23 protein-coding genes are annotated in these 18,358 nt (G+C 36.9%); 18 read left to right on the forward strand and 5 right to left on the reverse strand.

The genetic code is table 11. The features are described from left to right. Positions 1-107: 107 nt before the first annotated feature. Together dnaQ and aroQ are read right to left on the reverse strand one after the other, a co-directional pair. Positions 108-1,421 carry a DNA polymerase III subunit epsilon gene (dnaQ, locus tag ACZBKJ_RS03870; RefSeq protein WP_463199611.1) on the reverse strand — a complete coding sequence of 438 codons (1,314 nt, stop codon included), beginning with the start codon at positions 1,419-1,421 and terminating at the stop codon, positions 108-110. Then, complete coding sequence (aroQ, locus tag ACZBKJ_RS03875) at positions 1,418-1,888, reverse strand: type II 3-dehydroquinate dehydratase (RefSeq protein WP_463199612.1); 471 nt, start codon at positions 1,886-1,888, stop codon at positions 1,418-1,420. Before aroQ ends, dnaQ begins: the two co-directional genes overlap by 4 nt. Before the next feature lie 185 nt (positions 1,889-2,073). On the opposite strand from aroQ, the gene ACZBKJ_RS03880 reads away from it, so the two are divergent. From ACZBKJ_RS03880 to hemW, 3 genes are all read left to right on the forward strand, one after another. Further along, positions 2,074-2,481: a hypothetical protein gene (locus ACZBKJ_RS03880; protein WP_463199613.1), complete on the forward strand. Its 408-nt coding sequence runs from the start codon at positions 2,074-2,076 to the stop codon at positions 2,479-2,481. Positions 2,482-2,599: 118 nt separating this feature from the next. Continuing rightward, a complete protein-coding gene (locus ACZBKJ_RS03885) occupies positions 2,600-3,721 on the forward strand; it encodes a DEAD/DEAH box helicase (RefSeq protein WP_463199714.1) in 1,122 nt (373 codons plus the stop codon). A gap of 38 nt (positions 3,722-3,759) precedes the next feature. Next, positions 3,760-4,962: a radical SAM family heme chaperone HemW gene (gene hemW / locus ACZBKJ_RS03890; protein ID WP_463199614.1), complete on the forward strand. Its 1,203-nt coding sequence runs from the start codon at positions 3,760-3,762 to the stop codon at positions 4,960-4,962. Positions 4,963-5,041: 79 nt separating this feature from the next. On the opposite strand, the gene ACZBKJ_RS03895 is transcribed toward hemW, so the two are convergent. Continuing rightward, entirely contained in the window at positions 5,042-5,815 is a 774-nt protein-coding gene (locus ACZBKJ_RS03895; RefSeq protein ID WP_463199615.1) for a ferredoxin--NADP reductase, read from the reverse strand. Positions 5,816-6,005: 190 nt separating this feature from the next. Here ACZBKJ_RS03895 and ACZBKJ_RS03900 point away from each other — a divergent pair, with 190 nt between their 5' ends. The 11 genes from ACZBKJ_RS03900 (at position 6,006) to ACZBKJ_RS03950 (ending at position 13,923) form a co-directional block, all read left to right on the forward strand. Beyond that, entirely contained in the window at positions 6,006-6,599 is a 594-nt protein-coding gene (locus ACZBKJ_RS03900) for a 6-pyruvoyl trahydropterin synthase family protein (protein ID WP_463199616.1), read from the forward strand. Positions 6,600-6,658: 59 nt separating this feature from the next. After that, positions 6,659-7,102, forward strand: a complete 444-nt coding sequence (tsaE, locus tag ACZBKJ_RS03905) for a tRNA (adenosine(37)-N6)-threonylcarbamoyltransferase complex ATPase subunit type 1 TsaE (RefSeq protein WP_463199617.1) — start codon at positions 6,659-6,661, stop codon at positions 7,100-7,102. Then, on the forward strand, positions 7,099-8,238 hold the full coding sequence (gene miaA / locus ACZBKJ_RS03910; protein WP_463199618.1) for a tRNA (adenosine(37)-N6)-dimethylallyltransferase MiaA: 1,140 nt from the start codon (positions 7,099-7,101) through the stop codon (positions 8,236-8,238). The genes tsaE and miaA overlap by 4 nt, the downstream gene beginning before the upstream one ends. Positions 8,239-8,304: 66 nt before the next feature. Next, positions 8,305-8,925: an RNA chaperone Hfq gene (hfq, locus tag ACZBKJ_RS03915; protein ID WP_463199619.1), complete on the forward strand. Its 621-nt coding sequence runs from the start codon at positions 8,305-8,307 to the stop codon at positions 8,923-8,925. Between the two features lie 141 nt (positions 8,926-9,066). Further along, positions 9,067-10,035: a KpsF/GutQ family sugar-phosphate isomerase gene (locus ACZBKJ_RS03920; RefSeq protein WP_463199620.1), complete on the forward strand. Its 969-nt coding sequence runs from the start codon at positions 9,067-9,069 to the stop codon at positions 10,033-10,035. Positions 10,036-10,049: 14 nt separating this feature from the next. Next, entirely contained in the window at positions 10,050-10,601 is a 552-nt protein-coding gene (locus tag ACZBKJ_RS03925) for a KdsC family phosphatase (protein ID WP_463199621.1), read from the forward strand. A 6-nt stretch (positions 10,602-10,607) separates the two neighbouring features. Then, positions 10,608-11,183, forward strand: a complete 576-nt coding sequence (gene lptC / locus ACZBKJ_RS03930) for an LPS export ABC transporter periplasmic protein LptC (RefSeq protein ID WP_463199622.1) — start codon at positions 10,608-10,610, stop codon at positions 11,181-11,183. A gap of 56 nt (positions 11,184-11,239) precedes the next feature. Next, a complete protein-coding gene (gene lptA, locus ACZBKJ_RS03935; RefSeq protein ID WP_463199623.1) occupies positions 11,240-11,761 on the forward strand; it encodes a lipopolysaccharide transport periplasmic protein LptA in 522 nt (173 codons plus the stop codon). Beyond that, the gene (gene lptB / locus ACZBKJ_RS03940; RefSeq protein WP_463199624.1) at positions 11,761-12,489 is read left to right on the forward strand and encodes an LPS export ABC transporter ATP-binding protein; all 729 of its coding nucleotides are present in this window, start codon (positions 11,761-11,763) and stop codon (positions 12,487-12,489) included. The genes lptA and lptB overlap by 1 nt, the downstream gene beginning before the upstream one ends. A 324-nt stretch (positions 12,490-12,813) precedes the next feature. Then, positions 12,814-12,969, forward strand: coding sequence for a hypothetical protein (locus ACZBKJ_RS03945; protein ID WP_463199625.1), 156 nt, complete (start codon positions 12,814-12,816; stop codon positions 12,967-12,969). A gap of 159 nt (positions 12,970-13,128) precedes the next feature. Next, entirely contained in the window at positions 13,129-13,923 is a 795-nt protein-coding gene (locus ACZBKJ_RS03950; protein ID WP_463199626.1) for a cytochrome C assembly family protein, read from the forward strand. A 2-nt stretch (positions 13,924-13,925) separates the two neighbouring features. Here ACZBKJ_RS03950 and dusA read toward each other — a convergent pair whose 3' ends face one another. Next, positions 13,926-14,924, reverse strand: coding sequence for a tRNA dihydrouridine(20/20a) synthase DusA (gene dusA / locus ACZBKJ_RS03955; protein ID WP_463199627.1), 999 nt, complete (start codon positions 14,922-14,924; stop codon positions 13,926-13,928). A gap of 358 nt (positions 14,925-15,282) precedes the next feature. On the opposite strand from dusA, the gene ACZBKJ_RS03960 reads away from it, so the two are divergent. Beyond that, positions 15,283-15,486 (forward strand): hypothetical protein, encoded by a 204-nt coding sequence (locus ACZBKJ_RS03960; protein WP_463199628.1) that lies wholly within the window; start codon positions 15,283-15,285, stop codon positions 15,484-15,486. Positions 15,487-15,586: 100 nt separating this feature from the next. Here ACZBKJ_RS03960 and ACZBKJ_RS03965 read toward each other — a convergent pair whose 3' ends face one another. Next, the gene (locus ACZBKJ_RS03965; protein ID WP_463199629.1) at positions 15,587-16,003 is read right to left on the reverse strand and encodes an HIT family protein; all 417 of its coding nucleotides are present in this window, start codon (positions 16,001-16,003) and stop codon (positions 15,587-15,589) included. 101 nt (positions 16,004-16,104) lie between these two features. Here ACZBKJ_RS03965 and ACZBKJ_RS03970 point away from each other — a divergent pair, with 101 nt between their 5' ends. The 3 genes from ACZBKJ_RS03970 to ACZBKJ_RS03980 all read left to right on the forward strand — a co-directional run bounded on the left by ACZBKJ_RS03970 (position 16,105) and on the right by ACZBKJ_RS03980 (position 18,302). Beyond that, positions 16,105-16,764, forward strand: a complete 660-nt coding sequence (locus tag ACZBKJ_RS03970) for a hypothetical protein (RefSeq protein WP_463199630.1) — start codon at positions 16,105-16,107, stop codon at positions 16,762-16,764. Positions 16,765-16,857: 93 nt separating this feature from the next. Then, positions 16,858-17,760, forward strand: a complete 903-nt coding sequence (gene dapF, locus ACZBKJ_RS03975; protein WP_463199631.1) for a diaminopimelate epimerase — start codon at positions 16,858-16,860, stop codon at positions 17,758-17,760. 143 nt (positions 17,761-17,903) lie between these two features. Continuing rightward, positions 17,904-18,302 carry a hypothetical protein gene (locus ACZBKJ_RS03980; protein ID WP_463199632.1) on the forward strand — a complete coding sequence of 133 codons (399 nt, stop codon included), beginning with the start codon at positions 17,904-17,906 and terminating at the stop codon, positions 18,300-18,302. Positions 18,303-18,358: the final 56 nt, after the last annotated feature.

Below are 18,358 nucleotides of genomic sequence, written 5' to 3' on the forward strand. Positions count from 1 at the left end.
ACATTTGTAGTAATTAGGTAACTGCGTTATTGTAACACCAAATTTCTGCTAATGTATTATTTTTATCCTATCAAAGTAACCGCCCATGAATCTCGCTCTTTAACCGTCTATGTTTTTTGAAATACAGCTTTTCGCCAATCATCATCTGCCTGAAAATCGCTGATGGATTTATTAAGATAAGTAGCTAAAGAACTTAAATCAAAGATACCATCACCTTGTTGAATGTCAGTAATTTCGTTATCATCATCCACTGCCAGTGCAATTTGCCCTGACGTCATTTTCAAATAGACTTCAGCTAAAATTTCAGAGTCTAGCAAAGCCCCGTGGAAAGTACGGTCACGTTTGCCAACATCTAATCGACGCACTAAAGCATCCAAACTATTTTTTTGTGCGCCATATAGTGACCTAGCAATTTCCAAAGTATCAATTGAGCTGACCGTGTGTTCAAAATCGGCAAAGCCTGCTTTTTCAAACTCCATTTGCAAAAAACGCATATCAAATTTTGCATTATGAGCGATGAGTTCTGCGCCTTGAACGTACTCATAAAGCCATGCGGCAATATCAGAAAATCTGGGCTTATCCTGTAAAAATTCATTACTAATACCATGAACTTTCATGACTTCTTCACTCATTTGCATATCAGGGTTGAGATAAATATGCACTTGCTGACCAGTAAACTTGCGTCCTATCATTTCAATCATGCCAATTTCTACAATGCGGTCGCCTTTTTTATCCTCAAAACCTGTGGTTTCAGTATCCATAATTAACTGACGTTCAGGCTTTCCGCGATTGGTTGGGTTGGGTATTACCGTCCAAAAACTATCGTTGGCTTGACTGGTGTCACCATTATAATCTGGGTTTTGATGGTCGTAACGTCGATGGATTTTTGGTGTTGCTGCTGCTTGTTTTACAGTGTCATCTGTAGCAATGGGAGTGTCAGTCATGGGCGGATGAGTTGGAAGTTTTAATGAGGTGGGGTGGGTGTATTTTTCGCCAGCTGGCTGGGTAACGCCTAAATTTGCTAATGCATCGGCTTGCTCGTTGCCATGATGACCTGCATGGCCTTTTATCCATTGCCAATTGATTGTGCGGTTTTGGCTAAGAGAATCAAGTTTTTGCCATAAATCGACATTTTTGACTTGCTTCCAGCGCCTTTGCTTCCAGCCACTAATCCATTCGGTAATGCCTTTTTGTACATAACTAGAATCGGTGTATAAAGTCAGTGGCACGTCGTTTGGGGTTTTCTCTAAAGCAGTAATGGCGCCTAAAAGTTCCATGCGATTATTGGTGGTATTGTCTTCTCCACCCCAAACACTTAAGGTTGTGCCATCAGAAAATTCAATATATGCTCCAAAACCACCCCGACCACCGTCATCTTTACCATTGCCTTTACAGGCGCCATCAGTGTAGGCAGTTATCATAAGCTGATACCATATAAGTGTTTACATAAAAAAACCAATGCCATATCATACCCAATATCACCAAGCCCACAAATGACTCCAAGGGCTTTATCCGAAAAATAGGAATGATGACGAAAAGGTTCACGAGCATGAATGTTGGATAGGTGGACTTCCACAAAAGGTTTGTTAGCCGCCATGAGTGCATCGCGAATCGCAACGGATGTATGAGTAAAGGCACCTGGATTGATGATGACGCCATCAAAACCACCATCATCTGCCAAAAGTCCCAATTCAGCAATTTTATCTACCAATACACCCTCATGATTTGATTGTAGGCACTGTAAACTAATTTGGTGGGAAATTAATGTATCAGCCAAGCGTTTTTGGATGTCAAATAACGTAGTCTTGCCATATATATCAGGTTCACGTTTGCCTAATAAATGCAGATTAGGACCATTAATCAATAAGATTCTTTTAGTTGGTGTCATAAGCTGTTATGTAAAATTACTATCAATGGGCGCTAGTGTGTATAAATCTAATCAAAATATTTGCTTATTGTAACAAATTTTTGGATATTTTTTAAGAGTGTTTAAATAATTTACTATTTTATCGTTAAGATAAAAATATGGTACAATAGTTCCCTTTTATATCTTATGTTTGATTAGGATTTTTTGTGAAAATATTACGCTACCTATCCGTTTTTGTGCTTCTTGCTGGCACAAGTCAACACACATTGCATGCCCAAACCGTTCAAAATATTGAGCAGCAAGTCATTGATGAGGTGAATGCTGGTATTTGCATGATGGTAAGTCATGGTGTATTTATTGCTGCTAAAGAACGTCAAGCAGGTACAAGTAAAGAAAAAACTCAAAAAATTTTAGCCACTGAATTTAAAAAAGTACAAAAAAACTTTGGTAAAAACCATCATCAAACAGTTGAGTTTGTTGATTCAGCTTGGAAAAAAGGCTTGGATATTGTTTACAAAAATCCGGTTTATGATGATGAGGCCACCAAAAAAACGTTTGTTTCACAAGCAACTGAAGCCTCTTTTCTTTCGTGTTTAGATAATTTGGAAAACTGATTTTGTATTTTAAGCAATTTGCCAAATTAAGGATAAAAAATTGACCCACTGTAAAGAATCTCAAGCACCTTTTGAGCAGTTTTCTGATTTTCAATTAAGCGACTGTACCCAAAAAGCATTGACAGCGTTAAAATTTGACATGCTTACTCCCATTCAGGCTAAAATCTTACCTCATACTTTAGCTGGTCAAGATGCCATTGGTCAGGCGCAAACAGGAACGGGTAAAACAGCAACTTTCTTAATTACCGTTATTGAGTCGCTGTTAAATAACCCATTTAAAAAAGATGAGATTCATTATTTGGGAGAACCCAGAGCCTTAATTTTAGCGCCAACTCGTGAACTTGCTCAACAAATTTATGCTGATTGTCGAGAATTAATTAAATTTAGTTCATTGTCATCACTTTGCATGACTGGCGGTGTTGATTTTGAAAAACAAGAAAGCACTATCAATAGACGCCCTTTAGATATTTTAATTGGTACACCGGGACGAATTTTAGATTGGGTCAAGCGTGGAAAATTGTTTTTAGACCGTGTGGAAGTGTTGGTGCTTGATGAAGCCGACCGAATGCTCGATATGGGTTTTATTCCCGATGTTAAACAAATCATTGCCAAAACGCCTCCAAATACCCACCGTCAAAGTTTGTTGTTTTCGGCAACATTTAACGCGGATGTGATGAATTTAGCATACCGTTGGCTATTTAATCCTGCGTTTGTTGAAATTGCTCCACAAAATAAAACCAATAAAGACATTCAACAAGAATTTTATTTATTGAGTGAAAAGGAAAAAACAACAGCGTTAAAACACTTTTTGCAGCAAAATAATGTAACTAAAGCAATTATTTTTGCCAATAGAAAAGACCAAGTAAAGCGTCTTTATGATAATTTAAGACGTTCTTTTGAAGTAACGATGTTATCAGGTGATGTTGCTCAGCAAAAACGTGAGCGTTATTTGCAACGGTTTAAACAGGGCGATGTCAAAATTTTGGTTGCAACTGACGTGGCGGGACGCGGGATTCATGTGGATGATGTTTCTCATGTATTTAACTATACCTTACCTGATATGCCAGATGATTACGTTCACCGAATTGGACGCACAGGGCGCGCAGGACAAACAGGCGTGGCAATTAGTTTTGTCAGTGAGAGTGATGCGTTTAATTTGCCAGTTTTAGAAAAACATTTGGGTTTAAAATTTAAATTAATTCAATTTGATCTACAGACAATGGATAAAACAGACGGTTAGAATATAAGTGGCTATCAATCATCAAGTGGATATATTTTATGGCTAATGCGCATTTATTAACTTTAGACTCTAAAAAAATACCTTTATCTTTATATATCCATATTCCTTGGTGTGTTAAAAAATGTCCTTATTGTGATTTTAATTCGCATACCATCAATAAAGATGAGACTTTAGCCCAAACATTATTTACAGATTATGTTGATGCACTATTAGCAGATGCTAAATCCCAGCTTGCATTTGTTCAAAATCGTAAAATTCACTCAATTTTTATTGGTGGCGGAACCCCATCATTATTACCGATTCGTGAATACCAAAGATTGTTTTTGGGATTAAAGCAGCTATTTGATTTTGAAGATGATATTGAGATTACCTTAGAAGTCAACCCAGCAACGATAGAGCACGCGCCATTTTCTGATTATTTACAACTTGGCATCAATCGTTTGTCAATTGGTGTGCAAAGTTTTGACGATAAAACTTTGTCAATACTTGGTCGTATTCATAATAAAGATGACGCCATCCGTGCTATCCAAAGCGCTAAGCAAGCAGGGTTTAAGCGTTTGAATGTTGATTTGATGCATGGATTGCCAAATCAAACTTCTCAGCTGGCTATTGATGACATAAAAACTGCAATATCAGCAGGGGCAACACACATCTCTTGGTATCAATTGACTATTGAACCAAATACTGCCTTTTATCGTGTTCCGCCATCTTTACCCAATGATGAAATGATGGGATTGATAGAAGATTTGGGTCGAGCCTGTCTGTTGCAGGCAGGTTTTGTAAACTATGAGGTATCAGCTTGGGTGGGTAAGGACGACAATCCGTGTCAGCATAATTTAAATTATTGGCAATTTGGTGATTATTTGGCGATTGGTGCGGGCGCTCATGGCAAAATAACCCTTTATCAGCACCCTGATTTTCAAGACGGTGTGTACCGTTTTTATAAATCACGCCTGCCCAAAGATTATCTTAACTATGACAGCGTGCCAAAAATGGTTAACTTTGAGCGCGTGCCTGAAGAGCAGTTGCCATTTGAGTTTATGATGAATGCACTGCGACTGCGCGATGGAGTGGATGTGCAAACATTTGAAGAAAGAACAGGGCTTTTGGTAAGCACCATCGATAGCGAACTTTTGCCACTGCAACATCAAGGGTTTATGGTTTTTAATCCCAATGTTTTAGCGCCTACAAAATTGGGTTTTCGTTATATTAATCATGTAATATCAGCTTTTTTGCCCTAGACCAATAAAAAAAGCATCACTAATTGATGATGCTTTTTTTATTTACAAAGGCTTGTCTAGAAAATGATAATTCGGCAAATTAGCCAACAAAAGCTCGTTCAACAACATAATCAGCAGGTTCACCCATACGTGGCGAAATGGTTAAACCAAACTCATCTAAAATTGCACATGTATCGGCGTTCATCGCCATACTGCCACAAATCATCACGCGGTCATCATCTTTATTGATAGGTGGCATGCCAATATCTTGAAATAATTTTCCAGATTTTAACAAATCAGTAACCCGTCCTTGATTTTTGAATTCATCTCGGGTAACGGTTGGGTAATAAATAAATTTTTCGCGTACCCAATCACCAAAAATCTCATCATTAGGCAGGTCTTCTTCAAACATTTTTCGATAGGCTAAATCTTCAACATGGCGCACACCATGCACTAAAATAACTTTATCAAAACGTTCGTACACTTCAGGGTCGCGAGTTAGAGATAAAAATGGCGCAAGCCCTGTTCCTGTTGCTAACATATATAGATTTTTTCCAGGCAACAAATCATCAAGCACCAACGTTCCTGTTGGTTTTTTACTGACTAGAAGTTCATCACCTACTTGAATGTGTTGAAGACGACTGGTTAAAGGACCATCTTGTACTTTAATTGAATAAAATTCTAGTTCTTCAGCGTAATTGGGGCTGGCAATGGAATAAGCACGTACCAAAGGCTTACCATCAACCATCAAGCCAATCATAGCAAATTCGCCATTGCGAAAACGCAAAGCATCGTTGCGAGTGGTTTTGATGGTAAATAGACGATCTGTCCAATGGTGTACATACGTTACGGTTTCGGAGATAAATTTTGACATAAGATACCTAGTTTTGGATAAATCTTGAGTATAATAGCACTTTTGGAAGCAAAATTTTATAAAATTTTGATGAGGTCACAGTTGATTTTAACACATTTTGCCTATGGTGCAAATAAACCCATGTTTTTAGATAATTTTAATTTTATCAAACAATGTGATAAACTGAACCTTTATATTAACTCTTAACATTATGCGTATTCGTAAACTTTTTAAATTTGAAAATGCCCACATTGTTCGTAACTGCACATCAGACCGTTGCAGTCGCTCAATTCATGGTCACAGTTACCAAGTTGAACTGATTTTGCAAGCAGATGCTTTGGATGATGGGCAAATGGTTTATGATTTTGGTTTATTAAAAAGCCATATCAAAGATTTTATTGACAGTTTTGACCATGCCATCACCTTTTGGGATAAGGATAATTCAGATTATATTAATTTTTGCAAACAATTTTCAGCGCGTTGGATAAGTTTGCCAGTCTCTCCGTCAGCTGAACAATTTTCTCGAGTTATTTTTTATTGGGTGGATAAAATTCTTAAAAACACCCAAACTCAAAATGGTGAACAAGATATTTTTGTGTATTCAGTGATTGTTCATGAAACAGCAACAGGTTATGCGCAATGTTTTTATGATGATGTCATCAATCCAAAAATGGGTGAGCTGTCTTTAAATAATTGTGTGTTCAGTGAGCAAATAATGACAGAATGGGGCGATTCACACATGATAGAAAAATTAAAAAAAGGTGAAAAATTTATTAACCCTATTCCCAATTGTCAGATCGTTTAAAGTTCTTATAAACAGCGATAAGCATTGTATTATCAACGTATTATCAACATCACAGCATTATGAATATTATACTAAAAAATGAGCAAGACACCGCCAATTTTGCCAAACAATTAGCTAATTTAAATTTAACTGGTAGCATTTGGTTGGTGGGCGATTTAGGGGCAGGCAAAACTACATTGACGCGATATTTTTTGCAAAGTTTGGGGCATGAAGGTGCGGTAAAAAGCCCAACTTACACATTGGTTGAGCCTTATTTGATTGCTCAAAAACCTGTGTATCATGCGGATTTGTATCGTTTAGAAGACCCAGAAGAACTTGATTTTATTGGTTTTTTTGATTATCTAAACGAACCTAATTCCTTAATGATTATTGAATGGGCAAGTCGAGCTAAAAATCGTTTACCAAAACCTAACTTGATAATTACCATCAGCTGCTTACCAGATGGCACCAGAGTACTGCAGTTAGATGGTTTGGCTGAATCTGGTTTGGATTTAAATGTATGAGGTTTTATCAATATTTACCTGACAATACGGTGCTGTGTCTTTTGTCGCCAACAGCCAGTGGTAAAACTGATTTGGCGTGTCAGCTTTATCAAACAGGGCGTTTTGAACTGATTTCTGTCGATAGCGCTTTGATATATCAAGATATGAATATTGGTACAGCCAAGCCAAGCCATTATGAATTAGAATGTTACCCACATCATTTAGTAAATATCATCAATCCAACACAAAATTATAGTGTGGCAAATTTTGTTCAAGATGTCAAAATACTGATTGATAAAATACATCAAAATGGAAAAATTCCTCTATTGGTGGGCGGAACCATGTTGTATTTTATGGCATTATTTGATGGGTTGTCTGCTGTTCCTGATAGCTGCCCTAACATTCGTAAACAGGTTTTTGAGTGGCAAGAGGCAAAAGGTATTGCTGATTTGTATACTTATTTACAAAAATATGATCCAGATATTTGTCAAAAACTAAAAATAACGGATACTCAAAGAATTACTCGGGCTGTTGAGGTGCTGATTCAGACTGGCAAGAATATGAGTTTTTGGCAAAAAACACCAAAACAGGCACTGTCTACCAACAAAACGCAATTTTGGTTAGGATTATCAGTTGAACCTGATAGGGCTTGGTTGCATGAGCGTATTGCAATGAGATTGGAGTTGATGTGGCAGGCGGGATTGGTCGATGAAGTTGTAAATTTACTGATTAAATATCCAGATTTAACGCCACAAATGCCATCGATGCGGTGTGTGGGTTATCGTCAGGTTTTGGAATTTTTGGCGTTATCCAATCATTTTGTGATGCAACAAACCGATGTTTGGTTAGATTTTAGTGATAATATTAAAAAAAAATATCATAACTTAACCAATAATGCCAAAAAACCGATAAAACACCAACAAAAAACCGATGATTTGGCTTGCCAAGAGATGAAAAATAAGGCATTATATGCTACAAGGCAACTGGCCAAACGCCAAGCAACTTGGCAAAGACAACTTTTTAAGCTTAACACAGTTGCCCATATACCAACAATAACAAATACCCATCAGGAATTATTTTTACAAAAGTCGCCTGTGATGGTGAGATTTAATAACATAAAAGAAGTAGAAAACTACCTATTATCCCCTTGTCGCTAAAAGTCACCAAGTTTGTATTGTTTGGGTTGTTCTAATTTATTTTTATAATCAACTGGGAGAATACTGATGTCAAAAGGGCAAAGTTTACAAGACCCATTTTTAAATGCTTTGCGTAAGGATCGCATTCCTGTGTCTATTTTTTTAGTTAATGGCATTAAATTACAGGGTCAAATTGAATCATTTGACCAATATGTTGTTTTGCTAAAAAATACTGTTAGCCAAATGGTTTATAAGCACGCAATTTCAACCGTTGTGCCAACTAGAAATCCACGCACAGACGGAACTACGCCAAGTACACCATACCCAGCAGGTCAAGGTGTGATGACCAGTTCAAGCTATCAAGCCAGCAGCCCAAGTTATCCTAGCGGTCTAGGTACTCAAGGCAGTTTTGATCGTAGTGGCTTTAATGGCACTCGTCAAATTGGTGGGTTTACTCGCACGCCCAATACTGGTTTTGAAAGACAGGGCGGCTTTGACCGCAGTTATACCCAAGGCGGCATCAATTCAGGTTTTGACCATCGTTCTGGCGGTTTTGACCGCGCAAGCTATGAAGAGCGTGGTTTTGATGGTAAAAATTTTGAAAAATTTGAAAATCGCAGTTTTGATTCTAAAGGCTTTGACCATAGCGCCTTTGATGTTAAAGATTTTGACAACAAATTTGGCGGCGATGACAAAGATTCTAACTAATTTAATCACCCATTTTATACGCCCATCAAGTTTTTGATGGGTTTTTTGTTTTGTTGGTTAGTGAAGATTTGTTGGTGCAAATGACAACAAATTATAGGAAATATGATATTATAGAACAAAATTTTTGATAAATAACTAAAAATGAATAATAAACCCATTGACTTTATTGAAATTGCCAAAACTGCTATCACTACAGAACAAGAGGCTTTAGAACTTTTAAAGGCAGAGCTAAATGAAGATTTTGCTAAAGCTTGCCAAATTATTTTAGCGTGTCAAAGACGTGTTGTGGTAACTGGTATGGGAAAATCAGGGCATATCGGTCGTAAAATTGCAGCAACATTTGCATCTACAGGTACGCCTGCTTTTTTTATGCATCCAGGTGAGGCAGGGCATGGCGATTTAGGGATGCTGGTAGCGGGCGATGTTTTGATTGCTATTTCAAATTCTGGCGAATCTGATGAAATTCGCACACTAATTCCTGTTGTCAAGCAGCTTAATATTCCCTTGATTAGCATTAGCCGTGATAAACGCGGGTTTTTACCAAAATCTGCGGATATCGCTTTGACGCTTGGAAAATCCGAAGAAGCCTGTCCACTTGGGCTAGCGCCAACTTCAAGCACAACGGCAACATTAGCTTTGGGCGATGCTTTAGCGGTGGCACTATTACATACTCGTAATTTTACCAGCGCTGATTTTGCCTTATCACATCCAGCAGGAGCTTTGGGTCGACGACTTTTAACTCGTGTTCAAGATATCATGCACACACAAGATTTACCTGTAGTCAATGAACATTGCAGTTTGCATGATGCGTTATTCACCATGACCAGCGGTCGTTTAGGGTTGGCGGTTGTGGTGGATGACAAGCAAAATGTCGTAGGCATTTTTACAGATGGCGACTTGCGACGAAAACTTGCTCAAAAAGTAGAGTTATCAGCAAATATTGGCGATTTAATGACCAAAAATCCAAAATTTACCACCGCTCAGACTCGGGCTTCTGATGCTTTGACTTTAATGAATCAAAAAAGCATTGGACAGCTTTTAGTGCTTGAAAATGGTCAGTTACAAGGGGTTATTGGAATTCATGATATCATTCAAGCAGGGGTTAGTTAAAAAGGTTTTAAATAATGCAAAACATCACTCATAATGAAAATATTGATAAAGAAATAGTCAGTAAAGCTCAAAAAATTAAATTATTTGCAATGGATGTTGATGGAGTTTTGTCTGATGGCAAAATTATATATAACTCCTACGAAGTGGAAACCAAAGCCTTTTTTGTACAGGATGGTTTTGGATTGGTCTCTTTAAAAAAATATGGCATATCACTGGCAATTATTACGGGTAGAAATTCACCCATGGTGGATAGACGAGCAAAAGAGCTTGGAGTGGATTATGTGATTCAAGGACGTGATGATAAATATACACAACTAAAAACCTTGGCAGAGCGTTTGGGTTTGGATATGACCCAATGTGCCTATATTGGCGATGATTTGCCTGATTTAAAAGCACTGATACATGCAGGATTTGGAGTAGCTCCTGCCAATGCTGTAAATGAAGTCAAAAATGCTGCTGATTTTGTTACTCAAAAAACGGGTGGTAATGGGGCGGTGCGTGAAGTGTGCGATTTTATTTTAAAAGCCCAAGGACATTACGATGACTTTATTGCTCATTTTAAGTAGTCAAATATGAATGCAAAAATTTTAAGCGTCTTGGGTGTAATGGCATTAATGGTTGCGGCGTGGTTTTTTTATAAAGAGGACGTCAAAGTTAAACCTGCTGTTCCAAAAGCTCCAGAAGCAACTTATGAAGTAACGGATATAAAAGCAGTGCAAACCAGTCCAGAAACGGGTAAAACCGAGTACACATTGACGGCTGATTCTTTGGTAAAAAATGCAAAAGGCATTGATGAGATGCTTGGGATTGTAATGGACTGGCAACCTCCTGAAGGTGAGTCGTTTCATTTAACCGCAAAAAGAGCAATTTTTGAGCAAGATACAGGCGATGTGAGTTTGACTGAAAATTTTCAGCTCACTCGAAAAAGCACCAATGATAAACCTGATATGGTCATTATTGGTGAAAATTTAATTGGTAACACCAAAACGCGTAGGGTGCAAAGCCAAAATCCAATCACTGTTACCCAAGGCGATGATTCGTTTGCTGCGGAGGGATTTACTGCGGACTTAGCAAGAGGGGAGTATGAATTTAATAAGATTCAGACCGTTTTTAACCCACCTCAAACAAAAGATAACCCTTTATTTTAGTTGATTTTTATCAATTTGCTTTTGATTCTATTCAATTGATTATTATGGATTTTTTTATGAATTTTTTTTCACCAAAGACGCTTAGTTTTGCCTTAATGATAGCAATTACACCAATAATGGCTAAGGCTTTACCGTCAGATTCAAAGCAACCAATCAAATTACTTGCAGATAAGGCAACTTATGTTGAACGTACAGGCGTTACAACATATTCAGGTAATGTTACTATTGAGCAAGGTACATTAAAAATTGCTGCTGATAATATCACATTAAATTTGGATAATAAACGCAGTATTAAATCAGCCGTTGCCACTGGTAGACCTGCCACCATGCAGCAGATTGTTACTCAAGAAAAAGGCTTGGCAAAAGGGCAGGCGAATAAGATTGACTATAATGCGGTAACTGGCATTGTTACTTTATCAGGTAATGCTAAATTAACTCAAGCAGGTGCAAGTTTTTCAGGTAGCACCATTCGTTACAGTCTAAAATTAGGCGATGTGGAAGCCAATGGTGGTAGTGGACGTCGTGTTGAATTGATTTTCCCGCCAAGTTCAGCCGATGGGCACATCGGAGTGCGCTGATGTCTGTTGTGTTATCCATGCGTCATTTGGGTAAGCGTTATGGTCAGCGCTGGGTTGTCAAAGATGTATCTTTTGATATTGAACAAGGTCAAGTAGTTGGGATTTTAGGTCCTAATGGAGCTGGAAAAACCACCAGCTTTTATATGGTCATTGGACTTGTACCAATGGATAAAGGGCAAGTTTTTTTTGGTGAAGTTGATTTATCCAAAAAATCCATGCATCAAAGAGCGTCTTTTGGCATTGGTTATTTGCCCCAAGAAGCCTCTGTTTTTCGTAAACTGACTATTGAGCAAAATATTTTGGCGGTTTTGCAGACTCGTAAAGACTTAAATAAACAGCAGCAAAACCAAGAGCTTGAAAAGTTAATGGGAGAATTTCATTTAGAGCATGTGCGAAAGTCTTTAGGAATGAGCGTATCTGGCGGAGAGCGTCGTCGCTGTGAGATTGCCCGAGCACTGGCCTCTAATCCAAAATTTATCTTATTGGATGAACCTTTTGCAGGCGTGGACCCGATTTCAGTGGGCGATATCAAAGATGTTATCACAAATTTACAATCTCGCGGTATTGGGGTGCTGATTACTGACCATAATGTTCGTGAGACATTATCCATTTGTCAAAAGGCGTATATTGTTTCTGAGGGTAATATTATCGCTCAAGGTTCGCCAGATGAAATTTTATCCAATGAACTGGTGCAAAAGGTTTATTTGGGTAAAGATTTTGTAGTGTAACTAATTTAAATATCTTGATATTTTATAATATCATTCAGACAGTTGAATTGTCATATCCTATTCGCTGATTGCTAAATAGAGCCAATCAGCGTTTTTTATTGGTTTTTTACCTATAAAACAATGAATTTTTTGCTGTTTTTTTATTTGATTAATAAATAATCAATTATACTTGATTTATTTTGCATGTATTTACAATGTCATATGTGGTATTTAATTATTGATAAAAAATAAATTGATTATAAAATGTGCAATTAATTTAAATAAAAAAATTATTATTGAATTTTCATTTAAAATATGCGGATAATAATATCAATACAGTTTTTTTTGCCAATTATCAATTTAACCATTACCAAGACGGATAGAGTGTATTATTGGGGAACGACCATTTTTTTAGAAATCGGAGCTCAGCTTATCAAGACGGGCGACATCACTCCAGGTAAAGTAGAATCTAAAGCAGGCATTTTATTTATTTATCAATAAATTAATCAAAAAAAGAATGATTGGATAAAGTCAAAGATTTTATCCAATTTTTTTATTTTCTGGTTTGATAGACAAAAAATAAAGACTTGGTTAAAATGCACAAATAAATAAAAATACCAAAGTAACCATCTAAGATAGACCAACAATTAGGATAAAATCATGTTATTTTTATACGGTGCTGCAACGCTAATTTATTTGATGGTTGGCGGATATTTATATTTTTGTCTGATTAAAAATTTACCAATTAATAAGTCTATCATGCTGACAAGCATTATAACTGCGATGCTCTTTCATGCCAGTTTGCTGGCGCCACAAATTGTAACATTGTATGGACTCAATCTTAACATTTTTAACGCCATTAGTTTAACCAGTTTGTTTTTTTTGGGGTTTTATGTTTTGTTTGGCCTTTATCGTCCAATTCTAAGTCTAGGCGTTTTGGCGTTACCAACCGCAATTATTGGCATTAGCGTTGGTTATTTTGGTGTTGCGCCTTATCATCCATTAACAGACTTGGGAATTTTTTTACAGATTCATATTTTGCTGTCGTTCATGGCGTATTGCGTGCTTTTAATGACTTGTGTACAAGCAATAATTTTGCGCTTACAAATTAGAGAGCTTAAACACCAGACCCGTCACCGTTTTTGGGTAAGCAAACTACCAAGTTTACAGAGTATGGAAAGCTTGTTGTTTGACATGATTTTATTGGGATTTGTGCTGCTTAGTTTAGCTTTAGGTTTTGGCTTTGGAGTTACTTACGACATCTTAAAACAACACATTGCTCATAAATTATTCTTTAGTCTAGCAAGCTGGATTGTTTTTGGTATATTTATTATTGGTCATTACAAAAATGGCTGGAGAGGCAAAAAAGCAGCTAATTTTGCCATTTATGGGTTTGTTTTGTTAGCAGTAGGTTTTTTTGGCAGCAAAATAGTTTTGGAACTGATTTTGGGCTAATATCAAAAATTCCTTAACTGATTAATTTGTAATATTTTTTCTCCCGTTAGGTGTAGTTTATCCAGTGTAAGTGTTTTTTTGTCACTTAATGTTTGTCGCCAAATTCTGGCATCATCAAGCCCATGAAACAGTCCTAGGTAATGCCTAACGGACGATTTGATATCCAACCCTTGTTTAGTCTGTGTTCCTAGTAACTTCATTAGTTTATCAAAAATCTCAGCATAACTGGGCGGTTTTTGTCCAAAAATTTGCATGCATTCACCCATCAACATTGGTTGATGGTAAAATGCCCGTCCAATCATCACACCATCCACATAAGATAAATGTTTGGTAATTTGAGCCAAATTATCAATACCACCGTTAATTTCTATAAAAAGTTCTGGAAAATCGCTTTTTAATTGATAAACATACTCATAACGCAGCGGTGGAATTTCACGATTTTCCTTTGGTGATAGTCCTTTTAGCCATGCGCTGCGTGCGTGCACAATAAAGTGTCGAATACCAGCCTCCATGACCGTCTCAACAAAATTTTTCATAAACTCATAACTATCAAAAGTATCAATCCCAATACGATGCTTGATGGTAATTGGTTTATCAGTATTTTGCCGCATCGCTTTTGCCATAGTAAAAACTAATCTGGGTTCTGCCATCAAACACGCTCCAATTTTATTGTGCTGAACACGGTCTGATGGGCAACCAACATTGATATTAATTTCATCATAAGCAAAATTTTCAGCAATTTTTGCACATTTTGCCATTTCTTCGGGACAGCTGCCACCAAGCTGTAGCACCAATGGGTGTTGATTTTTATTGTAATGCAACAGATGATGGGTATCCCCTTTTAAAATAGCACTGGTGCTAATCATTTCAGTGTACAGATAAATATAAGGGTTAAATAGCCGAGCAAAATCGCGAAACTCTCGAACAGTCCAATCTATCATTGGCGCAAGGGAGATTCTTTTATTGTAATTGTTGTTTTGATTATTTTGAAAATTAATCATTTATTAATAGGCCTTTAAATTATTTACCACAATCAAATAAGTATTATTTCATAAATTCCAACGAAACTTTAACTAAAATATTTGTTAAACCTTATAAACTGTATTTTATCATGGTTTTTTTGATGAGTGTTTAATGCAGTTAATCCAGAGAATCTGCGGTTTTGTTGGGCGGATGTGTTTCAAATTATAGGAAATTTTGGTATAATAAATCACAGTAGATTTAAATTGTCAATTTAAAATATGTGTTTAAATTTTACAATTTGATTTATAACTGATTGATTTTTCAGCTTATTATTTTTTATTCAAAATAATTTTTTCAATGGAATAACATTCCACAGCTGATATTTGGAGATTTGCCATGAATGTACCATTATTTAGTGTGATTTTTTCAATTGCATCAACCGTGCTTATTGGAGTGTTGATGATTATTGCATTTGTTACTGATAAAGGAACAGGGGTTTATGTGTTGGCTTCTGTAGCTTTGGGATTTTTAGTTAGTTTACCCATCGCTTGGGTAGTAACTAAAAAAGTTGGACATTTGACAGGCAATCCTAAAAAATAACTAATACACCATCTTTAGTGTTAAGATGGCGTCATTTATCTGGATAACCCCTTTATTTCAGTATAAAGGGGTTTTTCTTTGTCTGATGATAGATTGATAATTATACGATGGCTTGGCTTAATTTTGCTGCCATTTCTGCTAATTGTTCCATGTCCGCCAGTTTATCCTCATGTTTGCCAAGCTGATGGATGTGTGTTGGAATCAGGTGCATGTGATAATGAAAAACACTTTGTCCTGCTTCTTGGTTGTTAAGCTGCATTTGTATAACGCCTTTGGTTTCCAAAACTTGTCTTTGGGCTTTGATTACTTTTTGAGCGGTCGCTATAACAGCAGCTGCAAATTCCAGTGGTAAGTCACTCAGTTCTACCGCCTCGCATTTTGGAATAACAAGTACATGACCGACCGCTTGAGGCATTACATCCATAAATGCCAACGTTTTATCATCCTCATAAACCTTATGACAAGGGATTTTACCTGCTAGGATTTTGGCAAAAATATTATCAGGGTTGTAATGCATATCTGCTCCATTTTAAACAACAAAAAACACGCTAAATTTTAACACAGTTGGTTAATTTATGATATATTAGTATTGGTTATGTATATGATTTAAGATGATTTATGAATGAAAAATTAATTTTGCAAGAATTGCTTTGCGATGAAGAAGTTCCTTTTCGTGTACACACTGCCCGTGTTGAAAAATTTGTTTGTGAATCTGATTTGCCAACGCTATTTTTGACCCATTATGACGCGTTAAGCGATGAGATTAAAAATCAACATCCTTTAACGACTGAACTATTACAAAAAACATTGACTAAAGTTACCGCAAAGCAAGCTTGTCAAATTTTGGGTGTTACAGAAGGCACCATTAGCCCCAAAACCCATATTAAAATCGTTGGTAAAATTGTTTTGGTGTTAGATGATTTGCCATTAGCACTACGATTGACATTTACCAACACCGCTAAAGAAAATCAAATCGTCAGTGGTGGAGAGATTCAAAGTTTGGTGGAACAAGAGGCAAATCTTTGTCTATTTTCAGGCGTGGTTGATGTGTTATACAAAAACAGCAAGCAACCACTTGTAAGTGTTTGTGATGCCAAGGATGATTATCCAATTCCCGTTAGTGAAAAGTATTTATGTTTACCTAATAGCCACAGCACTGCAACTACAACGCTGTTTAATGAATTTAAAGCACGCACACCCAAACTGGCTTATTTAAATGATGCAATTGCATCAGCAGTAATGGCATATTATCAAAACTTAAACAATCATCCATCATAAAGCCAAGCAAGGGTCAGCCTGATTGTATTTAGCCTAGTTAATTTATGCCAAACATGATAAGATAGGCATAATTTAACAATATAAGGAATAACAATGCTGATTGAATTTACAAAAATGCACGGACTGGGCAATGACTTTATGGTTATTGATTTGGTAACACAACGCATGAATTTAACAAGCGATTTGGTAAAATTGCTTGCTAATCGTCATCTGGGTGTCGGTTTTGACCAGTTATTGATTGTAGAACCGCCTACTCGTCCCGATGTGGATTTTAAATATCGTATTTTTAATGCGGATGGACATGAAGTTTCTCAATGTGGCAATGGCGCTCGCTGTTTTGCAACGTTTGTACAAGCCCGAAAACTCTCCTTTAAACAGCGTCTTAAAGTTGAAACAGCCAGTGGTATTATTACATTAACAACAGACCGTTATGGCTGGGTGCAAGTGGATATGGGTAAACCAAAGTTTGAACCAGCAGACATTCCTTTTGCCCCTAAAGCCATTACTAAAATTGGTAATTCTTACCGTTTAGATGTGGATGGCTTTCCTGTTTCTCTTTATGTTGCCAATATGGGCAATCCTCATGCAGTGATTAAAGTTGATGATGTATTAACGGCAGATGTCAATAAATTAGGTAAAGCCATAGAGTCGCATTCAGCTTTTCCTGAGCGCGTCAATGTTGGATTTGTTCAAGTAGTTAATCAGCGTCATATCCGCCTTCGCGTTTATGAACGTGGCGTTGGCGAAACTCAAGCCTGTGGCACTGGCGCATGTGCAGCAGTTGCTGTGGGTGTCCGTGAAGGTTGGCTTGATGAGGGTGTGGATATTCGCGCCCAATTGTACGGTGGCAGTCTTGCAGTGCGTTGGCAAGAAGGCTATTCAGTCATGATGACAGGTCCAACCGCCTTTGTTTATGAAGGAGTTTTTAGTCCTGATGGTTTGGCAGCGCAAGCAGGTATTAATTTGACACCTGACATCAGCACTGAAAATTCATGATGGTTTTTAATAAAATCATATAATAAAAAATTATATCTGGGTAAGGGGTAACTATTTTCTTATTTGCTGCCGGTCTTGTTTTATTATTTGTTGTGGTTTTTGCGCCATTTATCTATTTTTTATACCGCACTTTGTATGGGCAGTTGATTTTTAAGTGTCCCATACAAACAGGCGGTTATTCTTTTTGTATTAAAAAATCAGCATATTATGGTATTTTTATTCAAAGAAATTTATTAACTGCAAACCAAAGTAGGTATTTTATTTTAAAGATTACCAACGGTTCAGGACAGTCAGTAAAAATACGCCCAGCATTCATTTTTATTAGACGCAGTTATTTTAACCAAGTGTTCATGCTTGATTGTTATGTCAAATTAGATGCTGGGGATTACACACTCACTGTGATTCCAAAGCATCTTACCTCTAATCAATGTCAGCAATTTTATCAAATTAGAGAAGTTGTGCCTGATTTTTATTTTGCTTTATGGCTTTTGGCGACTTATTGCGCTGCTCAGTTGATTTCACAACTGATAAAACAGCAATAAATCAGCCAAATTAAAAAAGCTAATTTAAGGAACAGCAAACTCATAGAAAAATTGGT

It is taken from the genome of Moraxella sp. I5G (assembly GCF_055193055.1).